The following is a 19,960-nucleotide window of genomic DNA, read 5'->3' as shown; positions in this document are numbered from 1 at the left end:
TTATGCTAAGAATAGGAATTAATGGATTTGGTAGAATTGGTAGAACTATTTTAAGAGCAAAACTTAAATATCCTGATTTTAAAAATTTTGACATAGTAGCTATAAATGATCTTTCTTCTCCAGAGATGTTAGCCTATTTGTTTAAATATGATTCAGTATTTGGAAAGTTAACTTATCAAGTAGAAGTAAAAAAGGAATACATAAAGATAGGAGATAAAAAAATAAGAATATTTCAAGAACCTGATCCTGAAAGAATTCCTTGGGATGAAGAAAAAATAGATTATGTAATAGAGGCTACAGGAAAATTTACTGACGGATCCTTAGCAAGAAAACATTTTCTTAGAGGTGTTAAAAGGGTAATTATTACAGCTCCTGCTATAAATGAGGATATTACTATAGTTATGGGGGTAAATGAGGAAAAATATGATCCACTCAAACATTATATTATTTCCACATCTTCATGTATTTCCAATGCCGCTACCCCTTTATTAAATCTTTTAATGAAATACTATGAAATAGAAAAATGTTATTTAAGTAGCATTCACGCTTATACTAATACCCAAAGACTTCTGGATATGGTTCATCCTAAGGATTTTAGAAGAGCAAGATCAGCTCCATTAAATATAGTTCCCGTAAATATAGATTTTGAAACCATAATAAAGGTTTTACCAATTTTAAGAGGGAAAATTGAAGGTTTTTGTATAAGGGTTCCTGTTCCTGATGTGTCTTTAAACGATTTTGTTATTTTAATAAAAGGAGAAACTACTCCTGCAGAAATAAATAAACTTTTCAAAGAAAATCAAAATAAATATTTAGCTTATACCGAAGAACCTATAGTCTCTTCAGACATTATTGGAGAGACATATAGTACCATTGTTGATGGGCTAAATACTAAGGTAATAGGTAAAAATTTAATAAAATTATTAGCTTGGTATGATAATGAATGGGGTTATTCAGTGAGAGTGCTTGATTTAATAAACTATATAAGCGAAAAGGAAGTTTAAAGATGAATGATAAATTTACTTCTAAAGCCCTATTAATTAATTTAACTCATACTTTTGTAAAAGAAGTTCAGTACGAACCTAAATATAACATTTTTTTAGAAATATTTTCTAATTTTCCAGCTTTACAAAAGCAGATAAAGCTTTTACTAAGAGAAATTTTTCATCCCTATAAAAATAATAATTTAGTTTTAGAAGAATTTAGAAGTTTTATTTTAAAAAACCTTCCTCTTCTTCTTAAACATAATCAAAAGATTCAGGGATATTGGTTGACCTTTGATATTTTATTTAGATTTTTTGGTGAGGAAGAAGATTTAAATATTAAAACAGCCGAAACAATCTTTTCAGTTCTTGATAAAACGATAGATCTTGTAGATGAAGATACATTTAAAGAAATTTCACCGGTTGTTAAAGAAATTTTAAAAGCTTTAACTAATCTTCCAGAAAAATATTTCTTAAACTTTTTAGAAAATTATTATTCTTTTAAAAAATTAATTTTTAAATGTACCCGTTTTTATTTATCTCCTGAAATAGAAGAAGTTTGTAAGGCTTTACTTACAAGATCCTATATTTTTACTTATAATCTTTGGAAAAAATTTGTAGAAAAAGATATAGATAAGTTAGAAATCTCGGATATAAAAGAAAAGTTCATTTTAAAAACTTCCTATTTTAATGAATTAATTGAAAAATTACTCACTTCTGAGTTTAACTTAACTAATTTACTTAAGCTACCAGACCATTTAGATCTTCTCAGGGAGTTAAAGAGCCTTATACATTTCATCAATTCCTTGGATGATTCTATTTTTCCAGAAGAAAAGAAAATTCTTTTTTTATTTAAGCTTATAGAAACTCCTATCCTTAAACTTATTCATGAAGAATTAATAAGAGAGGTTAATAAAAATCTTATTTATTTAATCAATTTAAAACCTTCTCAGAATTTAGATGAATTTTTAATTCAATTTTTTAAAATTCTAAAAGAAAAACTTAATCTTTATCCATGTACAGCCTTGGAATGTATAAAAAATATAGGGATATGCATTTTAAATAAAAAAGATGTGTATTTGATTGAAGTTCTTATAAATGAAATTATAAAATTTGGTTTCCAACCTCCGCAAATTAAAGGGATTGATGTTAATTGGAGGATTAGGCAAAATTCTAATCATCTCTTAAATATTAAAACATGGTTAGAAATATTTAAAGTAAATCCTGAATGGTGTAGCAGTCTTCTTTCAGCACTTATATTAAATCTAAAACTATATGGAGTATCTATCAAAGATACCGATCTTTTTCAAAGAGAGATAACCCACCTTTTAAACTCCCCTATAAAACCTGTTTATAATTTAGTAAAACAATTTTGTAAAATCTTGCCTGTTTATTATAATGAGATTGGAGCAGAAGGATTAATAAGAGACCTTTCTACAGAAGTAGATGAAATATTTCAAAGAAAAGATAGTTTAATTCACTTTTTAAGAAAATTTATTCATATAGAAAATTCAAGCTTAGCAGTAAATTTTATTAAAGACATTTTGAATTATTGGTTAACTCTTGATGGGAACTTCATTAAAAAATATCTACCTGAAGAAATCTATGAAAAAATAATTAATCACGAAAAAGAATACCATTTAAAGATGCAAAGTTTAATAAAACTCTTACTTGAAAAATCTGGTAAAGAGAATCTTAAATCTATTTTAGCAGAAGAATTAAATCAGATAAAATCTTATATAGAAGATATAAATTTTGACCAAATTTATAAGAATAAACTTTATTTAATTATATATCTTTATAAGTTAGAGTATCAAAAATATTACGGTGTATTAGAAGATGTAGACACATTTTTAGCTCAATATTCAATAGATGAGTTTTCTTTTCTTTCTGAATTAAGGGAGTTGCTTCTCAATAAAAAATTAGAAATTGAGAAAAAAATAGATAAGTTATTGTTATGGTTAAAGGATTTAAAAGAAAATATCATTTTATCCCCAGAAAAATTTACTCCTGTAGAACAGATATTAATTAAAAGACATATAGCAGTTGATATACCCTCTATGTATGGGAGATATAAGGAAAAAAAGTTCGATGCGCTCGGTTTAACTTTTAGAATTGAATATTTAATAAATAATTTGTTTGAGAAACTATTAGATAATTTTGAATTAAGTTTTATTACAAAAGCTTCATTTTTTAGAATTTTAAAAATCTTAAAATTATTTAGGAAGGCTTTATATATTGATGGTATTCTTTCTCAAAAATTTGATACCTATTTAAGTCTTTTAGAAAGTTCACTAAAAAGTTACCCTCTTTCTTATAAACAATACTTAGATATTTTTAGAGGTCTAATTGATGGAGTCCAGCATGTTATACAAGCCTATTATGTAAGTCCTTTTTTAAAAGTATTTCCCTTAGTTTTTGAAGCGCTTAATCCTGAAGATATTTTAGAAAAATATAAAAGATGCTTCAAAAACCTCCATAATAGAGAAGAAGCCTATTTTTGCATAAGTGAGATTATTATTAGGGAACTCATAGATAATGGTTTTGTTTTAAAATATTTAGACAAATTTCTTAAAAAAATATACTATCTATTTTCTTCTTATGCAGAGAGGATTGATATTGAAGATTTGAATCTACTTATGAGCTATGATTCAAGAAGAACTCTTTCTCTTATTCATAAACCTAATCCTTTTGTTAATGACCTTCTTTATTTAGGGAACAAAGGTTATAATCTTACCCTTCTTGCTAAAGAAGGAAATACAGGTATAAAGATCCCTTATGGATTTATTTTAACTACAGAAGTTTTTAGATGTTATAAACTAATAAAAAAATATAAAGAACTTTGGGAGGATTATGAAGCAAAAATAAGAGAACATGTGAAAATTTTAGAAAATTTAACTAACAAAAAGTTTGGTGATAAAAAAAATCCCTTACTTTTTAGTATAAGAAGTGGTTCAGCACTTTCTATGCCAGGTATGATGAGTACCCTTTTAAATGTAGGTGTAAATGAAGAGATCATAGAGGGATTAGCAGAAACAAGTAAAAATCCCTGGTTTGCATGGGATACTTATAGAAGATTTATTCAAAGTTGGGCAATGTCTTATGGAATTCCACGCGATTTCTTTAATAATCTTATGAGGGAACATAAAAGAAAATATAAAGTAAAGAAAAAGAAAGATTTTGCTGGAGAACAAATGAGAGAATTAGCTTTATTATATAAAACCTCCGTAGAAAAATTAGGAGTCTATATTATAGATGATCCTTGGGAACAACTTTTTAAAGGCATAGAACTTATTTTTAATTCTTGGCATAATTATAAAGCTAATGCTTATAGAGAAATTATGCAGCTTTCTGAAGAATGGGGAACAGCAGTTATAGTTCAGCAGATGGTATTTGGTAATAAAATGCTTTCTTCAGGAACCGGAGTTACTTTAACCACTTCACCTGTGGGTAAATTTCCAAGAATTATTTTATGGGGAGATTATACACCCTATAATCAGGGAGAAGATATTGTATCCGGGTTAGTTAATGCTTATCCTATCTCTTTAGAACAAAGAAAAATAGAAAATAGAGAAGGTCCATCCTTAGAAGAGGCTTTCCCTGAAATCTATAAAGCCCTTTTAAAATTTGCTTATTATTTAGTTTATGAAAAAGAATGGGGACATCAAGAAATTGAGTTTACCTTTGAAAGCGAAGATCCTGAAGATCTTTATATTCTTCAAGTAAGAGATATTATTTTAAGAGAAGAAAAAGATATTCCTTTCTTTGATAAGAAATTATTGGAAAATTTAGAGGTGATAGGAAAAGGAATAGGTGTTTCTGGAGGTTTTATCTCTGGAAGAATTGTGTTTTCTTTGGAAGATATATTAGAATTTAAATCAACTAATGAACCTTTAATTTTATTGAGATATGACACAGTTCCAGATAATATTAAAGAAATATCCTTAGTAAATGGAATACTTACTGCAAGAGGAGGACAGACTTCACATGCAGCTATTGTAGCTTCAAGACTTGGTAAAGTGTGTGTAGTGGGCTGTGAAAATTTAAGTATAAATGAAATTAAAAAAGAGGCTAAAATTAACGGATATATTTTAAAGTTAGGCGATTGGATTACATTAAATGGTATAACTGGGCAAATTTTTAAAGGGAAAATAGAAGAATTAGCTAAAAATAGAGAAAAATGAAAGAGGGGGGTGAAAATATGAAAAAATTGGGTATAAATGGATTTGGAAGAATAGGTAAATTAACACTTTGGCATCATGTAGCAAGAAAATACTTTGATGAAATAGTAGTAAATGTAGGAAGGGAGGTAGGGACTTCTTTTTCTGATATAGCAAGTTATATAGAAAAAGATAGTACTTATGGATGGTTGCAAGTATATCTTTATGGACATAAAGGAAAAAGAGTAATTGAAAATTTAGACGAAAAAGAAGGAACCATGTATGTAGATGGAATTAAGGTGAAAATTTTAAGAAAAACTAGAAATCCAAAAGAGATCGATTGGAGAAAAGAAGGGGTAAAACTTGTAGTAGAATGTTCTGGAAAATTTAGAGATCCTAATATAGATCCAGAAGATCCTAAAGGTTCAGTTAGAGGACATCTTTTAGCAGGAGCTGAAAAGGTAATAGTTTCTGCACCTTTTAAAATAAGAGATAAGGAAAAGGGAATTCCAGAAGATGCAGTAACTATTGTTTATGGTATTAATGAAGAGGTTTATCAGCCAAATAAACATAATATTATTTCTTCAGCCTCTTGTACAACTACTTGTTTAGCCTATATGGTTAAACCTTTGCTTGATTACTTTGGTTCAGATAGAATACTCTCAGCTTCTATGGTTACAGTTCATGCAGTTACAAGTTCACAGGTGGTTTTGGATAGACTTCCTAAGGAAGGAAAAGGAGATTTAAGAAGAATGAGGAGTGTTTTTAATAATATTATTTTAACTACTACTGGTGCAGCTGAAGCTTTGGGACTTGTTATACCTGAGATGCAAAAAATTGGATTCATGGCTGAAAGTGTAAGAGTTCCAACTACTACAGGAAGTCTTATTATCCTTACAGTGAATATTCAAGATGAAAGTTTGGAAAATCGTATTACCAGGGATTTAATAAATAAAATATATGAGGAAGCAGCAAACACAAAATATAAAGATTATCTTATATTTACTATGGAACAAAATGTCTCCTCAGATATTATAGGTTATCCAAGAGCTGCAGCAATTATTGAAGGAGCTGAAACCCATACCCGCACAGCTTTAGCTAAGGTGGATATTTGTAAAGCCCTTCCAGAAATAGGTCAAACTGTTTGTACCCATGTTGAAATACCTATTACTCAAGTAGTAGTTTATGGATGGTATGATAATGAATTAGGGTCTTATACTAACTTAATGGGTGATCTTACTGTTTTTATTGCTGAAAAGATGATATAATTTATGAAGAGAAGAAAAGGAAGAGAAATAGCACTTCAAATTCTTTATCAAAAAGAAACAGCCCAAATACCTATCCATGAAGCTATAAGTAATTACAAAAATTATTTTGGTGTAAAAGACGATGAAATATTAGATTTTGCCCAAGAATTAGCTCTTGGAGTAGACGAAAATATAGAATTTATAGACAATATAATTAAAAAATATATTCCTTCTTCTTGGCCCTTAGAAAGATTAAATCTTACAGATAAAAATATCCTTAGATTGGCAATTTATGAGATGTTTTTTAGACCAGATATTCCAGAGATTGTTTCTATAAATGAAGCTATAGAACTTGCTAAACTTTATGGAACTGATGATTCCCCAGCTTTTATAAATGGAGTTTTAGATAATATTTATAAAAAGGAAATTAAAATAAAGGTTGAAGATCATAAAGGAGATGAAAAAATTTAAAATCATCACTATAGATGGTCCTGCTTCTTCAGGTAAAACAACTGTAGCTAAAATGATAGCTCAAAAATTTAAGGTCCCCTTATTAGAATCAGGAGCTTTATATAGATTTGTAACTTATCTTTTAATAAAATCAGAAAAATCCATCCAAACTTATATGGAAAATGAAGATTTATTAATTAATTTTTTAAAAGAAGCTTTTCAAAAAGTGAAAATAGAATTAACATCAGAGGGAACATTTATTTATTGGAATGGAAAATTGATAAAAGATGAACTAAGAAAAGAAGAAGTAGAAAATATGGTTTCTCAAGTTTCTGCAAATAAAAAGGTTAGAGAATTTTTAACTGAAATTATGAGAAAACTTGGTAAAGAAGATAGCTTAATTACTGAGGGAAGAGACATGGGAAGTTTTGTCTTTCCTTATGCAGATATAAAAATATTTCTAACTGCTAATGAAGAAATAAGGGCACAGAGAAGACTTAAAGAAAAAATGGGAAAAGTGATTTATAAGGATAAAAATTTATATGAAAAAGTTTTTAATAATATAAAATTTAGAGACAAATTAGATAGTCAGAGGGAGGTAGCACCTTTAATTATTCCTGAAGGAGCTTATATTATAGACACTTCCAATTTGACTCCAGAGGAAGTTTTAAATGAAATTTTAAAAATTATTAAATAAAGTTTGAAGGGAATATGAAAAAAGAAGTTTTAAGTTGTGAGGAATTTATAAAAAGAGAAAAGGCCAAAGCAAGAAAACTCAAAAATACAAGATGGTGGAGAAAACAATTAGAAAGAGGAATATGTTATTACTGTGGAAAAAAAGTTAAACCTGAAGAACTCACTATGGATCATAAAATTCCTTTATCTCGTGGTGGAACTTCAGAGAGAATTAATATAGTTCCAGCATGTAAAGAATGTAATAACAAAAAGAAATATTTACTTCCTTGGGAATGGGAAGAATATTTAAAAAATTTAAAGAACAGAAATAGGAGTTAATTGATGTGCGGTATTATAGGATACATAGGGGAAAGACAAGTTTTGCCTGTACTTTTGGAGGGTTTAAGAAGATTAGAATATAGAGGGTATGATTCTGCTGGAGTGGTATTTTTAGAAGATGAAAATATAAGAGTAATAAAAGTAAAAGGTAAAGTATTTAATTTAGAAGAAAAAATTTTTAACAATTTTCCTCAAAAACCAAAAGCTCCAGGGCTTGGGCATACTCGTTGGGCTACTCATGGAGAACCTTCTGATGAAAATGCTCATCCTCATATTGATTGTAAAGGAATACTTGCTTTAGTACATAATGGAATTATTGAAAATTATTATGAATTAAAAAGGGAGCTTCAAGAAAAGGGGCATAAATTTAATTCAGCAACAGATACAGAAGTGATAGTTCATTTAGTAGAAGATTACATAAATCAAGAATTAGATCTAAAAACAGCTTTTTTTTCAGCGTTAAAAAGACTAAAAGGAGCCTATGCAATTGGTCTTATTTCTAAAGAAAATCCCGATCTTATAATGGTTGCTCGTAATCTTAGTCCTGTAGTGATAGGATTAGGAGATGGAGAAAATTTTTTAGCTTCAGATATCCCTGCTCTTCTTCCCTTTACTAAAAAGGTTTTATTTTTAAATGACGGAGAAGTAGCTATATTATCTAAAGATAAGGTTGAAATTTTTGATTTAGAAGGAAATAAGATAGAAAGAACTCCTACAATTATTTCTTGGGATCTTGCTTCTGCAGAAAAGGGAGGATTCCCACATTTTCTTTTAAAGGAAATTTATGAACAACCAGAAGCTGTAAAACATACACTTTTAGGTAGAATAGATTTAGATAGAAAAGCTATAGACTTTTCAAAAGAGGGGCTCAAAAAGGAATTTTTTGAAAATATAGAAAAAATTTTTATAGTTGCTTGTGGAACATCTTATCATGCTGGATTAGTAGCAAAGTATTTGATAGAAAAAAATTTAAAAATTCCAGTAGAAGTTGATCTTGCTTCTGAATTTCGTTACAGACATCCTTTAATAAATTCTAATACTTTATTTATTGCTGTTTCTCAATCTGGAGAAACTGCTGATACCTTAGCAAGCTTAAGACTTGCTAAGCAACTTGATGCTAAGATATTGTCTATTTGTAATGTTTTAGGAAGTACTATTGCCAGAGAAAGTGATGTAGTTCTTTATACTCAGGCAGGACCTGAAATTAGTGTAGCTTCCACAAAAGCATTTATTACTCAAATATTAATTTTTATTCTTTTAACTTTTTATTTAAAAGCAATGTTTTATAAAGAAAACGAAAAAGCTGAAAAAATAAATATTTTAATAAAGCTTCCCCAATTGCTTGAAAAATTTGTAAAAGAAGTTCATTTAAAAGTTAAAAAAATAGCTAAAAAATGGTATAATGTAGAAAATTGTCTTTATTTGGGAAGAAACATTTTGTATCCTATAGCCCTTGAGGGTGCGCTTAAATTAAAAGAAATTTCTTATATTCATGCAGAGGGATATGCTGCAGGAGAAATGAAACATGGACCTATAGCTTTGATAGATGAAAAATTCCCAACTGTAGTTCTTGCTGCTAAAGAAACAGGAATAACTTATGAAAAAACACTTGCCAATGCTGAAGAAGTGAGATCAAGAAGGGGGCCTATTATAGCCTTTGTTTCGGAAAATTCAGAGGAATTTAAGAAGCTATCTGAAGATTTAGTAGAGATTCCTTCAACTTTTTATGAATTTTTGCCTATATTTTACGTAATTCCTTTACAACTTTTTGCTTATGAAATGGCAGTTTTAAGGGGATGTGATGTAGATAAACCTCGCAACCTTGCCAAAAGTGTAACCGTAGAATAGGGGGTAGATTATGGAATGTAGAAAAGAGCAAAATTTAAAAAGGTGTAATTGTACCTATGAACCCTGTCCCAAAAAGGGTATGTGTTGTGAATGCTTGCATTATCATTTAAAAATGAGACAATTGCCTGCTTGTTGTTTCCCTCCTGAATATGAAAAAACTTATGATAGAAGTTTTGAATTATTTGCTAAATTAGTTAAGCAGGGAAAAATATAAATGAAAAGTGAAAGTTTAGCTAAAATAATTGTAGACCTTTTAGAATCAAAAAAAGCTGAAGAAATAACTTTAATAGATGTAAGAAAAAAAGTAGATTATGCAGATTTTTTTATAATTTGTAGTTCCCGTTCTACAAAACATGCTCAAGGAATTTGTGAATTTATTTCCTTGGAATTAGAAAAATTAGATATTAAACCACTTGGTATAGAAGGTTTAGAATTGGGACAATGGATTGTAATGGATTATGAAACAGTAATTCTTCACATATTTTATGAACCTATTAGAAAAATCTATGCTCTCGAGGAACTTTGGGGAGATTTTCCTCCTCGGAAAAGACAGGAAAATTTTCGGGCTTCTCTTTCTCAAGAATAGTTAACCAATTTTCTATAGCCTCTATAAGTAAATCTAAATTTATTCCCTTTTTAGCAGAAATAGGAATAGCATTATATTTGGAAACTAAATTTTTTAACCAAAGAGGTGAAAAATTTTCTTTATTTTCAAGAAGGTCTATTTTATTAAATACCAAAATTTTGGGTATATGTAAAAGATCCATTTCTTCGAGAATTTGTTCAACAGCCTTTATATGATTTTCAAAATCAGGATGGGAAATATCAACTATATGTAAAAGGATGTCAGCTGAATAAAGTTCTTCTAAGGTTGCTTTAAAAGCTTTTTTAAGATCTTCAGGAAGGTCTCTTATAAATCCTACTGTATCTGTAAGAAGAAATACCTTTCCGTTTTTAGTTTTTATCAATTTTGTAACAGGATCTAAGGTAGCAAAAAGTTTATCCTCTGCAAGATAATTGGTTTTAGCTAAGGTATTAAGTAAAGTTGTTTTCCCAGCATTTGTATAACCAATAAGAGACACTACTTTAAAATTAAGTTTTTTTCTTCTTTTTCTTCTTAATTCCCTTTCTTGTGAAATTTTGCTTAACTCTCTTTCCAGTTTTGCAATTTTATCTTTAATTCTTCTTCTGTCTATTTCTAATTTAGTTTCTCCTGGTCCTCTTCCTCCAATTCCTCCAGTTAAACGGGAGAAAGCATCATCTTTAGCTCTAAGACGAGGTAAAGCATACCTTAGCTGAGCAATTTCAACTTGGATTTTTCCTTCTCTTGAAGATGCTCTTTGAGCAAATATATCAAGAATCAATTGAGTTCTATCTATAACTCTTAAATCTGTAACTTCAGTTAAAGCCCTTACTTGAGAAGGAGTAAGTTCTCTATCAAATATAAGTAAATTAGCTCTATTTCTCATAGCTAAAATCATAACTTCAACAAGTTTTCCTTTACCTATAACATATTTTGGATCAGGGGACACTCTTTTTTGAACAACCTTTCCTACTACACTAACTCCTGCAGTCCTTGCAAGTTCTTCAAGCTCTTCCATTTTTTCTTCTAAATATATATCCTTAGGTTCTTTAATAAAAATAAGAATTGCACGGTCTTTATTTTCACCAATTTCCTTAAGAGGTCTAATTCTGTCTAATTCATCTTCCAAATTTTTGATAAGCTCTAAAAAATTTTCTTTAAGTTCCCATACATAGCAGGGTTTTAAAAAATAAAAGAATTTTTCTTCTTGATCAAGAAGAGCCCCTTTAAAAAATTCAGGATCAGGTAATATATGGGCAATATAGATTTTTCCAGGTTCTCCATCAGGTTTTACTTCCAAAGCACCTATCAAATCCAGTCTTAGAAATGCTAAATCAATAAGATCATCCTGATCAAGACCTGAAGGTTTAGTTTTGTCATTTTGAGAGTTAATAAGATGAGTATGAATACATCTTAAACCCTTCAGTCTTGCTATATGATCACGATAGCCTTTGAGTTCAGGAATTTCAATTCTATTAAAGGTACCTACTATTACATAATCAATTTCTCCTTTTCTATTTATAAGAATTCCAACTTGACGATTTATTTCTGCAGAGATTTGAGAAATTTCCTTAGCTAATTCATGAGTGATAATAGATGTGGGAGGAACTTTACGTCTATATAATTTTTCTAATTTCTTTAACTCACTTGGTTTTAAACCTATAGTATTTCCAAAAATTTGAGAGCCCATCTACCTCCTAAATAAATTTTTTTATTTAAGTTTAAATAAAATAATAAATTAAATTTCATTTATTACAAGAGTTAAAACTTTGGATATCTTTAAGTTTCTCAATAAGTAAAAATATAGCTACCCCAAAGGCTACAGCAACATTAAGAGATTCTTTTTCGCCATAAAGGGGTATTTCCAAAATAAAATCTCCTTCATAAAATATTTCTTCATCAACTCCAGTAACTTCATTTCCTATTACTAAAGCTAAAGGAAAATCTTCTTTTTTCAATTGTTGTATAGGTATGCTTTTTTCTGTAATTTCAAGAATAGCAATTTTAAAACCTTCTTTTTTAAGATTCTTTATAGCATCGAGAGTATGAAGAAAATAATTCCAGGGAACAAGATTTGTAGTTCCCAAAGCTGTTTTTTCAACTTTTGGATGTGGTGGACAAGGTGTTATTCCACATAGAATAAGTTTTGAAATATAAGCACATTCAGCAGTACGAAACATGGAACCAACATTATAAGCACTTCTTATATTATCAAGAATTGCAACAATAGGGAATCTTTCAGGAGGACGGTTTTTTCTCCATTTTTTTAAAATTTCTTCTCCTTCAAGCTTTTTATAATTCATGAAGATTTAAAGCTTTGTTTTTGCTATAATTATAATTTAATTTTGTAGTAAAATAAATACATGGAAATTAACTATCCCTTTAATTTTGAAAAGATAAAGGCTAATTTTTTAGAAAGGATCAATCGTTTTGTGGTAAAAATAAAATTAAAAGAAAAAGAAAAATTAGCCTATCTTCCTAATCCTGGAAGACTTTGGGAACTTTTATTACCCGGAAAACCTCTTTTAGTTTTTAAAAATAAAAAGAATTCTAAACTTCCTTATACTGTTTTAGCTTGTCAAAAAGATTCTAATTATATTCTTCTCCATACTCATTTAACTAATAAAATTATTAAAAAGCTTATTGAAGAAGAAAAAATTCATTTTTGGAAGAATTATAAAATTTTAAGAGAAGAAACCAAATTTAATTCTTCAAGATTTGATCTTATTTTAGAGGATAAACGAACTTTTGAAAAATTGATTTTAGAAATTAAAACTTGTACGCTTTTTGGTAAAGAAATAGCCATGTTTCCTGATGCAGAAACTAAAAGAGGAACAAAACACATTTTAAAATTAGCAGAACTTAGAGGAAAAGACCTCAGAGGAGGTATTCTTTTTGTGGTTATGAATCCAGAAATAAAATATTTTTTACCTGCCTATCACATTGATTATCAATTTTCTAAAGCATTAGTTGAAGTAAAAGATAAAATAGAAATAAGGGCTATCGCTTTAAAATGGGATGATACCTTTACTTATGTAAAAGAAATAAAGGAGCTTCAAATACCCTTTGATTTTTTAGAAAAAATAGAAGATAAGGGATTATACCTTTTGGTCTTTAAAATAAAAAATAAAGAAAAGCTAAAAATTGGAAATTTAGGAGAGAAAGTTTTTAAAAAAGGATTTTATGTTTATGTAGGCTCTGCTATGAATAGTCTTAGTAAAAGAATTAATCGCCACCTTAGAAAAAATAAAAAACTAAAATGGCATATAGATTATTTGCTTCAAAAAGGAGAAAATTTAAAAGTTATTCCTATAAGGGATTTTGAAAAAAGGGAATGTGAAATTGCTAAAGAACTTTCTCTGCTTTCTCAAGAAATAATTCCTGATTTTGGTGCTTCAGATTGTAAATGCAAATCTCATCTTTTTTATTTTTCTTATAATCCACTTGAAAAGGAAGAGTTTCAAAAGCTAATTATTGAATATAGAATAAATAAAATTAGCCATGTTTTTACCAAAACTTAAAATTAAAACAGGAAAAAGAAGTGTTATATTTTTTACCTTGCCTGAATGGAATCACGCAAAAGAAAAAATTCTCACGGGAAAAAATGTAAGTTTTTTAAATTTGCAGATTAAATATAATGAAAAATCTCTTATTTTAGGTCCAGTAATAGGAGCTCCATTTTTAAGCATAGTTTTAGAAGTTTTAAAATCTTTGGGAATAGAAGAGATTATCGGAATAGGATGGGCTGGAAAATTGAGTGTCAAAATAAATAGAGGTGATCTTTTTTTACCACTTAAGGCTTATGCTAAGGAAGGAACAAGTAATTTTTATTTTCCTAAAAAAAGGGTTTTTAATCCTGATAAAACTCTTTTTGAAAGAATAGAAAAAGAAATGATAGAAAGAAGTATAGATTTTAAAAAAGGAAGCATCATTTCTGTTGATGCACCATTTGTTTTTGAAAGAAAAAAGGTTTATTTAGAAAAGTGGAGAAAAAAAATAGAAGCTCTTGATATGGAAACTTCAGCTTTATTTTCCATTGGTATATCTTTACAAATAAAAGTTATGGTTTTACATTTTATAATTGATGAAGTTGGGAAATTTTTTAAGAAAAGACCTGAAGAGGAAATTAAAATTAAAAGACAAAAAGTTTTTGAATTATTAAAAGATTTTTTGGATTATAAGATATGAATATTAGAAATAAAAAAAGAAATCCCTTTGAAATTTTCGGACTCTCTCCTCAGATTGTTAAAGAACTTGATGAAGAAGTTTTGTTTAAATTGATAAAGGCTATTTATAAAGTTTTTCAATTAACCTATCATCCTGATAAAGGGGGAGATCCTAAAAAGGCTTTAGAAATTAATCTTGCTTTTGAAAATCTTAATTTAGAAAAGAATCCAGAAACTTTCAGAAATTATCGTAAAAAGTATATAGAAAGACTTTCCAGAAAAACTTTACAAAAGGAATTAGAAGAACTGAGAGCACAAAATAGAAAGCTAAATTTTTATAATGAACTTTTAAAAGAAAAACTTTGGCAATGTTTGGAAAACGGTTTTGAATTCTTAGAAAAATCCTTTGAAGAAGGTAGGGGACTAAAACTTAGAATTTTTGATATAGTTACTTATATGAATTTTTCAGGTTTTAGAAATACAAAAAAGCAAATGTTTTTTAAGGATCTTATTTTAACTAAAAATTTCGTCTTAAAAAGAAAAGCTTATGAAGAATATTATACAAAATTTATAAATTATAGATATATTGGTTGTATAAAAAGAGAATATTTAGAGCCGTGGGTGTTGTTAGAAAGGGAATTTAAAGATGAAAATCAAAGTTTTAAAAATTTTATTTCTAAGGAGGCATTTATAAAAGAGTGTCTTGTATTTTTAGAAATAGAGATCAAATCCAATTCTTATATATTTTTTTATGATTTCGAGGATTTTCAAAAGATCTTTTTAGAAGGAGTAGTGATAGATTTTGAAAAATTAAAAGAGGATGAGTTTTTTGATATACTTAAAAACAAAACTATTAATTTAGAAAAAAGGATTGAAGCTTTAAATAATTTTAGTAGAGAAATTAATGAGTTTTAATGTAAAAGATGGATATTACCTATAGAAACTCTTTTTAGCCCATTTTTTTTAGCTATTTCATAACATCGATAAGCTAAATCTTTAGAAGTTAAAGGCAAATCTCTCATATAAAAATGTGGGTAGAAGGCAAGTAATCTATAAGGAATTTCAGGATTTAAATTAGCTATAAATTTAGAAAGTTCATTGATTTCTTTTTCATCTATATACCCTGGGATAAGAAGAGTGCTTGCAATTAATAAAGGCACTTTTGGTCTCATCTTTATGTATTGAGAAACAAACGCAAAATTTTCAAGAATTTTTTTATTTGATACCCCAGTTAAAGCAATATGTAGATTTTCATTCCAAGCTTTTAGATCAAATTTTATACAACCACCAGAAATTAATGAAAGTTCAATAACCTTTTTAAGCATATTTTTGTTCATTAGACCATTGGTTTCCCAACAAATTCTAAGAATTTTATTCTTTTTATTTTTTAAAGCCTCTTCAGAGGCTTTAATAGCAAAGGGAAGTTGCGGAGATGGATCTCCTCCAAAATAACAAATACAAGCAACTTTTGGTGTTAAAGCATTTAAAAAATCTTCTATTGATTTAGTTTCGGGTCTTAAGGTAAGATCTCTAAAATGCCAATTTTGGCAGAAGAGACAATCAAGGCTACAGGCATGAAAAAATACAGCTAAATTATAGTAACCATATTCAGCTCCCGGTTTATAAGCAAATTCAGGATATCCACAGCCTGTTCCTGCTGGACAAACCCAATCTGCTACACAATTAGTAGGTAAAGGATCAAGATACCAAGAAACTTTAGCCTTTTTATAAGTTGGTCCTATTAGTCTTCCTTTTATATTTTTTCTTAATCCACAAAAACCAAAATGATTTTCAGGAATTTTACACTCATTTCCACAAATTTTGCATTTTATACCCTTTTCTGCAGAAGGAGGAAATGGAGGAAGCTTAAAGGGTTTTCTACTTTCTTGATGAGCTTTCTCTATAAAAGGTTTTGTTTTTTCTGGAAAGTTTCTTAAACAATCTAAACAAACTTCTAAAATCTTAGAAATAATGGGTTTTTCTTCTTTACATACTTTGCAAATCATTGTACATAAATCCCTAAACCTTTTAAATAAAAAGTTTCCTCGACAGAAGGATTAATTGGATGATCCGGTGCTTGAAACCCTTGAAAAATAATAGTTCCCTCTTTATTTAGTCTTTTTAAACTATTTTTAATTATCCCTTTCATTTTTTCAAGCTTTAAAAAATAGGAACAAGAAAAAGCAAATAAAAACCCCTTTTCTAAAGCTTTGATTCCTAAAAAATAAAGATTTTCATATTTTTTTTCTCCTGCTTTTATATCTTTAAAGGTTTTTATAAAAGCAGGAGGATCAAGGATAAGAAGGTTTGATTGTGGAGGGTTTTTAAGAATTTGTAAAACATCACCTTGTATAGGTACTATTTTATCTTTATATCCATTAATTTTGGCTACCTCTTCAGCTAAACCTAAGGCAAAATCTGATCTGTCAATAAGGTAAGCTTTTTTAGCTCCACCTTTTAAAGCATAGAAAGCAAAAGCTCCTATATAAGAGAATCCATCTAAAACTATCCAATTTTTTGCTATATTTTTGATAAATCTTCTGTTTTCTCTTTGATCTAAAAAGAAACCAGATTTTTGTCCTTTTAAAATGGGTATCAAAAATTTTATTTCATCCATTTCAGCTAAAATTATTTCTTCTGTTTTACCATAAGCTATTTCTATATAAAGCTCAAGGCCCTCTTCTAATCTTTTAGAGGAATCGTTTTTTAAAACTATAGCTTTAAAATCAAAAAGTTTTTTAAGAGCAGTTATTATAAAATCCTTCAATTTTTCCATTCCCAGAGTTTGTATCTGAACGACAGCTACATTTTCATAAATATCTATAATAAGTCCAGGTAAAAAATCCCCCTCAGAAAAAATAAGCCTAAAACAACTTTCTTTTGGATAAAAAATTTTTCTTAATTCCATGGCTTTAGAAAATCTTTTTAAGAAAAATTCTTCATCGATAACTATATTTTCTTTAGTAAGAAGTTTTAAAGAATAATAACTTTTTGGGTTAAAATATCCACACCCAAGAAAGAAATTATCTTCTGAAGTTATATTTACTAAGGAGCCTGCCGGAATTTCATTTTTAATTTTTTCAAATTGAAAAATCTCTTGAGAAGAAAACCACAAATGATTTTCCAAATATTTTTTAACACCTCTTTTATTAAGTTTGACAATCGGATATTTCATAGGGCTTATATATTTCTAATTTAATAGCCTTAGTAGGGCATATTTTAAGACAATTTAAACATCTTATACATTCTATAGAGTTAATCTCTTCAGGAAGACTTAAATTTACAGGACAAACTTTTTCACAAACCTTGCAAGAATTACAATTATTTTTAATTAAAGAAAGTCTTAAAATTCCTATTTTATTAAACAATCCATATATAAGCCCTAAAGGGCAGAGATTTTTACAGAAAAATCTAAAATTTATTAAACATAAAATCAGAACTATAACTAAAATAAAAGTTTTTAGATAAAAAACAAAACCTATAAGAAAAAATAAGGAAGGTTGGAGAAAAAGATTAAAATATCCAGCTTCTATAGTTCCTGCAGGACATATATATTTGCAAAACCATAAAATTCCATAACCGATTTCATTTATTATAAAAAGAGGTAAAAGGATTACAAAAAAAATTAGAAATATAAATTTTAAATAATTTTCTATATGCAGAGGAAATTTAATTTGTTTTTTAAAGAAAGGTATTTTATATATAAGGTCTTGTAAAAATCCAAAAGGGCAGAGCCAACCACATATAAATCTTCCTAAGAAAAGCCCAAAAAATAAAAAAAAACCAAGAATATAAAAAAAAGAACCTATCAAAGCCTGCCAAGGAAGGATCCTTATAGAGATAAGAAAATTTTGTAAAATTCCTAAAGGACAAGCAAATAAACTAGCAGGACAAGAGTGGCAATTTAGTCCCGGTCCGCATAAATTTTTAAGAAATCCGGTATAAATATTAGAATTTGCTAAAAAGCCCACATAACCATTATGAACAAAGGTTGAAACTAACTGAAACCATTTTCTTTTCATTCCTCTAATCCCATACAGGAAAGACAAAGAGTTACAGCTCTTTCTTTTACAAAATTATTTCCCCCTAACATTATACCTAAGAAAAAGCTAATAAACATAAGGATCCATAAAAAAAGAATAATTTTTTTCATTTATTAAGTTTTTGTCTTATAAAATTTGCAAGCTCTTTAGCTATTTCTTCTATTAATTCTTTTTTATCTCCTTCAACCATTATTCTGTATTTAGGCTCGGTTCCAGAAGGTCTAATTATAATTCTTCCATTTTTTTCTAATTTAGATTTTGCTAATTTTATTTTTTCTTCAAGCCCCTCTATTTCTTCTATTGGTTTTTTTTCTTTAACTTTTACATTTATCATCACCTGAGGAAATTTTTCAAAAAGGGGAATAAGTTCTGAAAGAGGTTTTTCTTTTTCTTTTATTAAAGAAATTAGTCTTATTCCTGTAAGAAGTCCATCACCAGTAGTTGCTTTATCAAGAAAAATTATATGTCCCGAAGTTTCTCCTCCCAATATACTTCCCAATTCTTTCATTTTCATAAGCACATACCTATCTCCTACAGAAGTCCTAACAAAAGATATGCCTTGTTTTTCCAAAAATTTTTCTAATCCTAAATTACTCATTATAGTTCCAACAACAACATTGTTTAAAAGAATGCCTTTATTTTTGAAATCAAGAGCAAAAAGAGCTAATATATCGTCTCCGTCTATTAGATTTCCCTTTTCATCAATTACTACAATTCTATCTCCGTCTCCATCAAGTGCTATCCCGAGATGGGCTTTATTTTGTATAACTAATTCTTTTGTTTTTTCCGGATACAAAGCTCCACAATTATCATTTATGTTTATTCCGTTAGGACTACATCCTATAGGAATAACCTCAGCTCCGAGTTCTTCTAAAACCTGAGGTCCTATTTGATAAGCAGCTCCATTTGCACAATCTATAACAATTTTTAATCCTTCAAAATTTAAATGAGGAGGAACTACTGACTTTAAATGTACTGCATACCTTCCAGGAGCATCTTTAATTCTATAAGCCTTACCAAGTTCATTTTTTAAACATCTTTTTGTAGAAAAGGTTTCATCAAAGATAAGATTTTCTATTTTTTCTTCTAATTCATCTGGAAGTTTATATCCATTTTTATCGAAAATTTTTATTCCATTATCATAATAAGGGTTATGAGAGGCTGAAATCATTACTCCTGCATCAGCTCGCATATCTTTAGTTAAAAAAGCTATAGCAGGAGTTGGTAAAGGTCCCACTAAAAAGGTTGACACTCCCATAGAACAAAGACCAGCAACTAAAGAAGATTCAAATATATATCCAGAAAGACGAGTATCTTTTCCAATAAGAACTTTGCTAAAATGGACATTATGATTTTTAAACAAATATCCTATAGCTCTTCCTACTTGTAAAGCTATTTCAGGAAGCATAGGGAATACATTCGCTTCACCTCTTATTCCGTCAGTTCCAAACAATTTCTTTTTCATA

Annotated in this window: 19 protein-coding genes; 12 read left to right on the top strand and 7 right to left on the bottom strand. The window is 28.5% G+C overall.

What is annotated here, in order from left to right:
- Positions 1-2: 2 nt before the first annotated feature.
- Genes TOPB45_RS07145 through rsfS form a run of 9 tightly spaced genes read left to right on the top strand, consistent with a single transcriptional unit; the run spans position 3 to position 10,288 of the window.
- Entirely contained in the window at positions 3-1,004 is a 1,002-nt protein-coding gene (locus tag TOPB45_RS07145; protein ID WP_013910165.1) for a type I glyceraldehyde-3-phosphate dehydrogenase, read from the top strand.
- A 2-nt stretch (positions 1,005-1,006) separates the two neighbouring features.
- Positions 1,007-5,167: a PEP/pyruvate-binding domain-containing protein gene (locus TOPB45_RS07140; protein WP_013910164.1), complete on the top strand. Its 4,161-nt coding sequence runs from the start codon at positions 1,007-1,009 to the stop codon at positions 5,165-5,167.
- A gap of 17 nt (positions 5,168-5,184) precedes the next feature.
- Positions 5,185-6,411 (top strand): type I glyceraldehyde-3-phosphate dehydrogenase, encoded by a 1,227-nt coding sequence (locus TOPB45_RS07135; RefSeq protein ID WP_201763794.1) that lies wholly within the window; start codon positions 5,185-5,187, stop codon positions 6,409-6,411.
- Between the two features lie 3 nt (positions 6,412-6,414).
- Positions 6,415-6,861: a transcription antitermination factor NusB gene (gene nusB, locus TOPB45_RS07130; protein WP_013910162.1), complete on the top strand. Its 447-nt coding sequence runs from the start codon at positions 6,415-6,417 to the stop codon at positions 6,859-6,861.
- A complete protein-coding gene (gene cmk / locus TOPB45_RS07125) occupies positions 6,848-7,537 on the top strand; it encodes a (d)CMP kinase (RefSeq protein WP_013910161.1) in 690 nt (229 codons plus the stop codon). Before nusB ends, cmk begins: the two co-directional genes overlap by 14 nt.
- 14 nt (positions 7,538-7,551) lie before the next feature.
- Entirely contained in the window at positions 7,552-7,854 is a 303-nt protein-coding gene (locus TOPB45_RS07120; RefSeq protein WP_013910160.1) for an HNH endonuclease, read from the top strand.
- Positions 7,855-7,857: 3 nt separating this feature from the next.
- Positions 7,858-9,702 carry a glutamine--fructose-6-phosphate transaminase (isomerizing) gene (gene glmS, locus TOPB45_RS07115; RefSeq protein ID WP_013910159.1) on the top strand — a complete coding sequence of 615 codons (1,845 nt, stop codon included), beginning with the start codon at positions 7,858-7,860 and terminating at the stop codon, positions 9,700-9,702.
- A 10-nt stretch (positions 9,703-9,712) separates the two neighbouring features.
- Positions 9,713-9,916, top strand: a complete 204-nt coding sequence (locus TOPB45_RS07110) for a DUF6485 family protein (RefSeq protein ID WP_013910158.1) — start codon at positions 9,713-9,715, stop codon at positions 9,914-9,916.
- Positions 9,917-10,288: a ribosome silencing factor gene (rsfS, locus tag TOPB45_RS07105; protein WP_013910157.1), complete on the top strand. Its 372-nt coding sequence runs from the start codon at positions 9,917-9,919 to the stop codon at positions 10,286-10,288.
- On the opposite strand, the gene hflX is transcribed toward rsfS, so the two are convergent.
- On the bottom strand, positions 10,197-11,975 hold the full coding sequence (hflX, locus tag TOPB45_RS07100; RefSeq protein WP_013910156.1) for a GTPase HflX: 1,779 nt from the start codon (positions 11,973-11,975) through the stop codon (positions 10,197-10,199). The two genes, rsfS and hflX, sit on opposite strands and share 92 nt — an antisense overlap.
- A 55-nt stretch (positions 11,976-12,030) precedes the next feature.
- Positions 12,031-12,588 carry an RNA methyltransferase gene (locus TOPB45_RS07095; RefSeq protein ID WP_013910155.1) on the bottom strand — a complete coding sequence of 186 codons (558 nt, stop codon included), beginning with the start codon at positions 12,586-12,588 and terminating at the stop codon, positions 12,031-12,033.
- A gap of 60 nt (positions 12,589-12,648) precedes the next feature.
- Between TOPB45_RS07095 and sfsA the strand changes: the two genes are divergently transcribed.
- The 3 genes from sfsA to TOPB45_RS07080 are packed head-to-tail and all read left to right on the top strand — an operon-like array spanning position 12,649 to position 15,366.
- Positions 12,649-13,806, top strand: coding sequence for a DNA/RNA nuclease SfsA (gene sfsA, locus TOPB45_RS07090; protein WP_013910154.1), 1,158 nt, complete (start codon positions 12,649-12,651; stop codon positions 13,804-13,806).
- On the top strand, positions 13,787-14,473 hold the full coding sequence (locus TOPB45_RS07085) for a phosphorylase family protein (protein WP_013910153.1): 687 nt from the start codon (positions 13,787-13,789) through the stop codon (positions 14,471-14,473). Before sfsA ends, TOPB45_RS07085 begins: the two co-directional genes overlap by 20 nt.
- Entirely contained in the window at positions 14,470-15,366 is an 897-nt protein-coding gene (locus TOPB45_RS07080) for a J domain-containing protein (RefSeq protein ID WP_013910152.1), read from the top strand. The genes TOPB45_RS07085 and TOPB45_RS07080 overlap by 4 nt, the downstream gene beginning before the upstream one ends.
- Here TOPB45_RS07080 and TOPB45_RS07075 read toward each other — a convergent pair.
- From TOPB45_RS07075 to glmM, 5 genes are read right to left on the bottom strand one after another with little or no spacing between them, the layout of a single operon-like run.
- Entirely contained in the window at positions 15,363-16,457 is a 1,095-nt protein-coding gene (locus TOPB45_RS07075) for a radical SAM protein (protein ID WP_013910151.1), read from the bottom strand. The genes TOPB45_RS07080 and TOPB45_RS07075 overlap by 4 nt on opposite strands.
- Positions 16,454-17,626: a class I SAM-dependent rRNA methyltransferase gene (locus TOPB45_RS07070; protein ID WP_013910150.1), complete on the bottom strand. Its 1,173-nt coding sequence runs from the start codon at positions 17,624-17,626 to the stop codon at positions 16,454-16,456. Before TOPB45_RS07070 ends, TOPB45_RS07075 begins: the two co-directional genes overlap by 4 nt.
- Entirely contained in the window at positions 17,601-18,473 is an 873-nt protein-coding gene (locus tag TOPB45_RS07065; RefSeq protein WP_013910149.1) for a 4Fe-4S binding protein, read from the bottom strand. Before TOPB45_RS07065 ends, TOPB45_RS07070 begins: the two co-directional genes overlap by 26 nt.
- On the bottom strand, positions 18,470-18,604 hold the full coding sequence (locus tag TOPB45_RS09175; protein WP_013910148.1) for a hypothetical protein: 135 nt from the start codon (positions 18,602-18,604) through the stop codon (positions 18,470-18,472). The genes TOPB45_RS07065 and TOPB45_RS09175 overlap by 4 nt, the downstream gene beginning before the upstream one ends.
- Entirely contained in the window at positions 18,601-19,959 is a 1,359-nt protein-coding gene (gene glmM, locus TOPB45_RS07060; protein WP_013910147.1) for a phosphoglucosamine mutase, read from the bottom strand. The genes TOPB45_RS09175 and glmM overlap by 4 nt, the downstream gene beginning before the upstream one ends.
- Position 19,960 lies beyond the last annotated feature (1 nt).

The organism is Thermodesulfobacterium geofontis OPF15 (assembly GCF_000215975.1).
Classification (GTDB): Bacteria; Desulfobacterota; Thermodesulfobacteria; order Thermodesulfobacteriales; family Thermodesulfobacteriaceae; genus Thermodesulfobacterium; species Thermodesulfobacterium geofontis.
The sequence above is the reverse complement of the archived record's forward strand: the minus strand, read 5'-3'. Positions and strand labels throughout refer to the sequence as shown.